The organism is Frankia sp. CeCAU1 (genome assembly GCF_977971845.1).
On sequence record NZ_CDWWXA010000186.1, the window covers coordinates 1 to 7,287 of the forward strand.

General features: G+C 70.1%; 6 protein-coding genes and 1 pseudogene. All 7 read right to left on the reverse strand.

Annotated elements, in window-relative coordinates; translation table 11 throughout:
* Positions 1–258, reverse strand: a pseudogene (locus tag AC08OO_RS21455) (hypothetical protein); the annotation flags it as partial.
* 13 nt (positions 259–271) lie between these two features.
* Positions 272–1,072: a class I SAM-dependent methyltransferase gene (locus AC08OO_RS21460; protein ID WP_476611540.1), complete on the reverse strand. Its 801-nt coding sequence runs from the start codon at positions 1,070–1,072 to the stop codon at positions 272–274.
* A 96-nt stretch (positions 1,073–1,168) separates the two neighbouring features.
* Entirely contained in the window at positions 1,169–1,309 is a 141-nt protein-coding gene (locus AC08OO_RS21465) for a hypothetical protein (RefSeq protein ID WP_476611539.1), read from the reverse strand.
* A 704-nt stretch (positions 1,310–2,013) separates the two neighbouring features.
* Positions 2,014–2,532 carry a hypothetical protein gene (locus AC08OO_RS21470; protein ID WP_476607644.1) on the reverse strand — a complete coding sequence of 173 codons (519 nt, stop codon included), beginning with the start codon at positions 2,530–2,532 and terminating at the stop codon, positions 2,014–2,016.
* A 183-nt stretch (positions 2,533–2,715) separates the two neighbouring features.
* Positions 2,716–4,218, reverse strand: a complete 1,503-nt coding sequence (locus AC08OO_RS21475; protein WP_476607643.1) for an NAD(P)/FAD-dependent oxidoreductase — start codon at positions 4,216–4,218, stop codon at positions 2,716–2,718.
* 636 nt (positions 4,219–4,854) lie between these two features.
* Positions 4,855–5,898 carry an SDR family NAD(P)-dependent oxidoreductase gene (locus AC08OO_RS21480; RefSeq protein WP_476611538.1) on the reverse strand — a complete coding sequence of 348 codons (1,044 nt, stop codon included), beginning with the start codon at positions 5,896–5,898 and terminating at the stop codon, positions 4,855–4,857.
* 100 nt (positions 5,899–5,998) lie between these two features.
* Positions 5,999–7,138, reverse strand: coding sequence for a sensor histidine kinase (locus AC08OO_RS21485; RefSeq protein WP_476611537.1), 1,140 nt, complete (start codon positions 7,136–7,138; stop codon positions 5,999–6,001).
* Between the last annotated feature and the right edge of the window lie 149 nt (positions 7,139–7,287).

The following is a 7,287-nucleotide window of genomic DNA, read 5'->3' on the forward strand; positions in this document are numbered from 1 at the left end:
GGGTAGCGGGGACGGCAGGATGTGGCCCAGGCGCGGCTGGGCCACGAGCCGGAGCCGGGCCGCGGGCGGCTGTGGGCCGGATCCGGGCGGCTGGGCCTTGAGCACGACGTCACCGTGGCGCACGATCAGCCGTTCACCGTGGTGCGACAGCACGACGGGAGCCTCCCGGCCGCCCGGTCGGAGCCGGCGGGCGAGGTCCGCCATGCCCGTCAGCAGAGCGGTGTGCGGGGCGGCATCGCCAGTCAGCGTGGTTGTCACGAGGCCGATGCCTTCACCGCGTCGGCTTGCGTAGCCGCCAGATGCATTCGGAGGGCCAGCGGCGCGCCCATGCCTCGTCGCCGCGTTCGGGCTGGGCGGGTGCCGGTTCCTCGCTGTGACTGTCGGATGCCGGCGGTGCCGGGCGGGGTTCCAGAAGATCTTCGATGACGAGGTCGTTGTCCCGGAAGAGCCTGATCCAGGTGCCGTAGGGAAGGTTGGCGCTGACCAGGCCGTCGGCCTCGGCCAGCAAACGCAGCCCGAAGTAGTCGCGGGTCAGGCGACTGCCAGGGGCGTCCCGGCCCGGCGCCACGGTGATCTCGTAGATCGGGCTGACGTGGCTGAAGGCGAGCAGGCCGCCGGGGCGCAGTACGCGTGCGGCTTCCGGCACGGCCCGGAAGGGGTCCGCGAAGGAGAAGGCGCCGTGGTCGGCGAAGACGATGTCGAACGAGTCGTCGGCGAAGGGCACCGCCTCAGCACTCGCCTGGATCAGGGGGAAGGACAGCCCGGTCTCCGCGGCGAGCCGTCTGCTGTGGTGCAGCTGCCGTTCGGAGAGGTCCAAGCCGATCGGTCGGCCCCCCCGCCGGACCAGCGCGCTCGACCACTGGCCGCCCCCGCAGCCCATCTCCAGGATGTCCCGTCCGGTGACCTCACCGAGCACGCCGAGCCGTGATTCCGGAACAGCCCACAGCCCCCAGGAGATGTCGCCGGTGAACACCTGCCGGCGGATCTGCGGGGCGTTCAGCCGCTGGTAGTCGTCGGAGATCTCGTTCCAGCGGGCACGGTTGGTCCGTACGTGGGCAGCATTATTGATCATCCATCCCTCGTCCTTCTCCGGGTGGCCACGGACTGCGCGCCGACCGCGGTGCCGGGGCAGGCCACCGCGGCACGACGGCCTGCCTGCCTCGACGAATCAGTCGGTCATCGTATGAGACCAGGATGATCCGGGCGCGCCCGTGGCCGGTGATGCCTCGCCGCTCGTCAGCGGGTCGGTGCGCCCGGCCTCGTGCCGCGGCCGGGCACCAATGATCGTCCCGTCGTTCTCGACACCCACCAGGAGCACTCCTGCGCTCGCCGTTGGCGAGGCACACGGCCGCTTCGACGAGGTCGCGGTCGTCCAGTCGCTCCCGCCGCTCATCATGGCGCCGGCCCGGGGGGCAAAATGTAGGCAAAGTAGCCGGACGAGTGATGGATGGGATGAGTACGGTGCGCCTGTCTCCCGGATGACGCCCTGGTGGTGGATGCGTCTGGACAGGCTGTGATGGAGCGTGCACCCTTGATCGCGTGGCGAGGCAACGAAAAAGATCCAGTCGGTATTTTCGGCCGCCCGACGAGCGGCTCAGCCTAGGCCTGATGACCTGCTCGTCCTGCAACGGCACGCAGTATCAGACGCGCCCGCAGGCGGAAGCGGACGAGGACGGTCTTTTCGACGGTGACGCCAACATCAAGTGTCGGGAATGCGGTGGAACCGGAAAAGTTCCCCTGCTATGAAGAAATCGATGCCAGTTCAGGCCGACTTCTTGTACCTGCGGTGTCCGGAACATCGGGGACGGCGTCCCCGCCAGGGGCTGAAGACGATTGCGCGGCCGGGGACACCGTGCCCGCGGTGTCGCATGGTCCGCGCCGCGGACCTCGAACGCGAGGGCTGTCCGGAGTTTCCTGCGGACGAGCCGGATGGCGGAGGGGGGACGCCGCCGTCACGCTGACAGGCGTCCCCCTAGGTGATCTTCGGTGTCGGGAGAGGCCCTCGGCGGTGGGTCAGTCCTGGGGCTGGGCGACGACCACCGCCGTGCGGGTGCCGTCCTTGACCGTCGCGCCCACCCGGACCGTCGCCCCCGGGTGGAGGTCGGAGACCTTCGCGGCGTCCCCGTCGATCCGCAACCGGGTATCGGCGTTGATCATATAGGTGCCGACGTAGCCGTCCTCACTGGTGACCGTCAGGGAGGTGGGGCTCACCGCGGTCACCTTCCCGCGTTGCCCCGCCACTACCTGGAAGCCCTTGCCGGTTTTGACCGTTGCCTCACCGTGTACGCCGCCGCCGGCCCAGATGCCGCCATGGGGACGCAGCCCGTCGTGGGAACGCAGCCGGGCCTCGGCGAGCCGCGGATGGTCGCCCAGGAACGTGTGGTCGGCTGGGGTGGCTGCTGCGCTGGCAGTCCGGTCCGAGGCAGCGGATGCGGCTGTCCCGCCGAACCCGAGCCCGACCCCCAACCCGAGCCCAAGCAGACCCGCTGCGGCGACCCCCGCACCCCATCGTCCGGTCAGGAAGCTGCGCATCTGTGTCGTCCTTCCGCGTCGCGTCACTACGCCGCGAACCGGTCGTCGGCCCTGAGCGGCGGCGATCGGCCGGGCGCCGCGCGCCACGGCGGCACGCGGTCGGAGCCCACGATGCGACAGCGAGATGTGAGCAACATGCGAGCGTGGTGCGAACCACGTGGAAGGCCGGATCCGCGCTACGCGCTAGACCCGGGACGGTTGCCGGCTGTCCTCGCCCTTGCCCTCGCCCTTGGCCTGCGGCTGCATCGGCACGATCGTCCGGGCCCCCGTCCAGGACGGCGCCTCCTGACTCGCGTGCGGGGGCAGCGAGGGCGCGAAGTCCGTTCCGAGGCGTTGGACGGCGACCCGGGCGAAGATCTGCTGCTCGGTGACGGTACGTTCCGACCGGCCCCGGCCGATGAAGCTCACCGTCCAGTGAAGCAGGGTGGTCAGCCGGTGCTTGAACCCGATGATGTAGACGAGGTGCACGGCCAGCCAGACGAGCCAGGCGAAGAAGCCGCTGAACTGCACCTTGCCAATGCTCGCCACCGCGCTGAACCGCGAGATGGTGGCCATGCTGCCCTTGTCATGGTATTCGAACGGCCGGCCCGTCTGCTTGCCGGCGACCCAGGCCTGGATCTCCTTGGCGGCGTGCCGGCCGCCCTGGATCGCGACCTGCGCCACGCCGGGCAGCCGGTTGATGCTCGCCATATCCCCGATGACGAACACCTCCGGATGACCCGGCAGGGTCAGGTCGGGCAGCACCTCGATGCGGCCGGCGCGGTCGAGCCCCGCACCGGTCTGCTCGGCGAGCTGCCGGCCCAGCGGGCTCGCGGCAACGCCGGCGGCCCAGACCTTGCAGACCGAGTCGATGCGCCGGCGGGTGCCGTCGCTGTCCTCGACGTCGATGCCGGTCGCGTCGACATTGACGACCTTGGCGCCCAGCTGCACATCGACGCCGATCTTGGTCAGCTTGTCGGCCGCCTTCGCGCCGAGCCGCTCGCCGAACGGCGGCAGGACGGCGGGTGCGGCGTCCAGCAGGATGACTCGGGCCTTGGCGGGGTCGATGCTGCGGAAGTCCCGCCGCAGGGTCCGGCGCGAGAGTTCCGCGATCTGTCCGGCCATCTCCACGCCGGTGGGGCCCGCCCCGACGACGACAAAGGTCAGCAACCGCTCCACGTCCGCGGGATCGGTGGACGCCTCGGCGAGCTCGAACATCCCGAAGATCCGGCCGCGCAGCTCGAGCGCGTCGTCGATGCTCTTCATGCCCGGGGCGTGCGTGGCGAAATGGTCGTTGCCGAAGTACGACTGGCCCGCGCCCGCGGCGACGACGAGGCTGTCGTAGTGGTGCACGGTCGTGCGACCCAGCAACTGGGACGTGACCGTTCTTGCGTTCACGTCGATGGTGGTCACCTCGCCGAGGACGACCTGCGCGTTGTCCTGCCGGCTCAGTACCTCACGGGTGGTCGGGGCGATCTCGCCCTCGGACAGGATGCCCGTTGCCACCTGGTAGAGCAGCGGCTGGAACAGATGGTGCGTCGTCTTCGCGACGAGAGTGACCTCGACCGGTGCTTTGCGGAGGGCCTGCGCGGTGAACAGACCTCCGAAGCCAGACCCGATGATCACTACTCGGTGCGGGGAGGTGCTTCGCTCCTCGAGCCGTTCCGGTTCGCCGGCCTGCCCTGTCTGGGCGCTGTCCGTGGTCACGATCCTTCTCCGCTCAGCCTCTTGACTCCGGCGGTGCCCCTTGGCGCCGCGAAGACCATATACCTGATGGTGCCGGCCCCCGGCTACTATTTTCCGCCGTATATCCGAGATGGGATCGTGTTTATCGTCACCTCCTGTCGCCGGATAGCATCGACGGGACATGTGGCATGCAACACAATTCGTGGGCTATTGATACCTCGTCGAGTGATACGCCCAGTTCGGAGTGCGACCATGGGTGGGCACTGAAGATCCTGTCTGACCGGAAGGCGGCGGCGCAGGGCCGAACGGAATACGGCGAACCGGCCCCGCGGACGCGGACGACCACCCGGTCCCTGGGCCCCGACGGCGGGGATCTGTCTGGCCAGAGCTATGATCATGTTTTCTTCGTGCGGTGGATCTGACCGAATGCACTTTCCGGGGGTCCGGTTTAGCGCATCAGTCTATTCGGACACTGCTTTCACCACCTGCACCTTCATTTGGTGCTCGTTCTTTGACGTGACGTTCGCGTCCTGCACGTTCACGGGCAGCGTGTTCGGCGGATGCATCTTCGATCTCATGAAGGTGGTCGGCGGGGATTAGTCCTTCGTGGGTCTGCCCCGAGCGGGCCCGGGGAGGATTGCGGGCCCGGGGAGAATCTCAGTCCCGCAGCGGATCATGGGCGAAGGCCCGCATCCCCTCGGCGAAGTCGACCCGCGGCCGGTAGCCGAGAAGATCGCCTGCTTGGGCCGAGGACGCTGCGATGTGGCGGACGTCGCCGACCCGGGAGGTGCCGGTCACGACGGGCCTCGGACCGCCGAAGGCACGAGCCAGCGCGTCCGCCATGTCCCCGACGGTGTGGGGATCACCGGAGCCGATGTTGAGGGGAACCAGCCGGCCGGGTCCCTGCGGCTGGTGGGACGCCAGCAGGTTAGCCCGCGCGACGTCGTGGACGTGCACGAAATCCCTCAGCTGCCGGCCGTCCTCGAAGACCCGCGGGGCCCGCCCGTGTTCCAGCGCACTGCGGAAGATCGACGCGACGCCGGCGTAGGGGGTGTCCCGGGGCATCCGCGGACCGTAGACGTTGTGGTAGCGCAGTGCCACGGCGGTTCCGCCGGTTTCCGCCGCCCACGCCGCCGCGAGATGCTCCTGGGCGACCTTGGTCGCCGCGTACGCGTTGCGGGGGTCCAGGGGGGCGTCCTCGTGGACCACGATGGGCGCGAGCGGCCGGTGGCACCGTGGGCACGGCGGCTCGAAACGGCCTGCGTCCAGGTCGGCGGCCTGCCGTGGTCCGGGGCGCACTGGTCCGTCCGTCGGGCAGCGGTAACCACCCTCGCCGTAGACCACCATGGAGCTCGCCAGGACCAGTCGCCCCACTCCGGCGCGGGCCATCGCCGCGAGCAGGACCGCGGTGCCGAGATCGTTGTTCGTGGCATACGCCGGAAGGTCGTCCAGATCAACCCCCAGACCCACCATGGCGGCCTGGTGGCATACGACGTCGATCCCGCTCAGTGCCTCGGCGGCCTGGTCCCGATCGGTCACGTCCCCAACGATCATCTCGGCGGCGTTGTTGACCTGGGGCTTCGTCCGGTGCACCGCCGGAAGCAGGGCGTCGAGGATCCTGACCTCGTCGCCCGCCGCGACCAGCGCGTCGACAACGTGAGAACCGATGAAGCCTGCGCCACCGGTGACGAGAACCCGCATGACGCCGACGCTAACGGTGCCGGGACGCGCCGGATCTTACGAACCACGGAACGTCTCCAGACCGGCCCGTGCCGTCGCAACCCCGGGCGGCGTCCGGACGTCAGGACGCGGGGAGCGCGACGACGAAGCGGCAGCCCTCCCGATGGTTGTGCACGGTGACGTCGCCCCCGTGCGCCTCGACGATGCCACGGACGATCGCGAGGCCGATCCCCGACCGCATCCGTGGCTGGTGCGGATGGTCGTCACCACCGGGGGTCCGGGCCGACTCGCCCCGGAATCCGAGGTCGAACACGCGGGGCAGCTCCTCCTGCGGGATGCCGCCGCACCGGTCCGCCACGGCGAAGACCGTCCGGTCGGCGTCCGCGGTAGCGATGATCTCCACCGTTCCGTCGTCGGGGGTGTGCCTGATGGCGTTGACGAGGAGATTGGTCAGCACGCGCCCCACCTCGGCCGCGTCGGCGTCAACGTACCCGGCGTGGTCGGCCCGCCCGTTGACGACGACTCCCTTGGCCCGCGCGATCGGGTCCACCGCGGCGATCGCGTCCGAGACGACGTCGGCGACGCGCACCTTCTCCAGGCTCAGCCGCAGCGCACCGGCCTGCAGCCGGGCCAGTTCGAACAGGTCGTCTACCATGCCGGTCAGCCGCTCGGCGTCGGCGAGCATCAGCCGGTGGTAGCGGGCCGTCGTCTCGGCGTCCGTGACCAGGCCGTCCTGCAGGGCCTCGGCCGTCGCCCGGATTCCCGCGAGCGGGGTTCTCAGGTCATGACTGATCCAGGCCACCAGCTCGCGGCGACTCGCCTCCAGGGCCCGTTCCCGTTCCCGCGCCTCGACGAGGCGGACATGGGTCGCGTCCAGGGTCGTCGCCAGCGCGCCGAGCTCGGCGGTCGGAACACGGCCGGCGCCGCGATAGCCCGGCTCGCCCAGGGCCGCCGTCGCCCGGGTCAGCGTCCCGATCGCCGCCACGACCGGGCCACCCAGGCGCACCGCGGATGCCGACGCCACCACCGCCGACACGACCACCACGATGAGCACGACCCGCAAGTCATGATCGGAGAGGAACATTGCCTGCGCCGTGCCGGCGACCCCCACCGTCACCGCTACGACCGGTATCACGCTCAATGACGCTGCTGTCGCCCACAACGGCCGCTTCCGGAGCGCCCGCAGCAACGGCAGGCCGGTGAGCGCGGCCGCCGTCGAACAGCCGAGCGCGATCCCCATGACCTCCAGGCCGGCGTTCATCGGGGCCTCGCTCTCGCTCTCGCTCGCAGCCCGCCCGTGGGGTCGTCGTCCCGCCGCACCGCCTCGGGTCTCATCCTCGGTGTCGTCCCTCGTCCGGTGCCCCCACCTGTTCGGTGGGGGTGGTGTCGGGGCGCGGGGTGGTGTCGGGG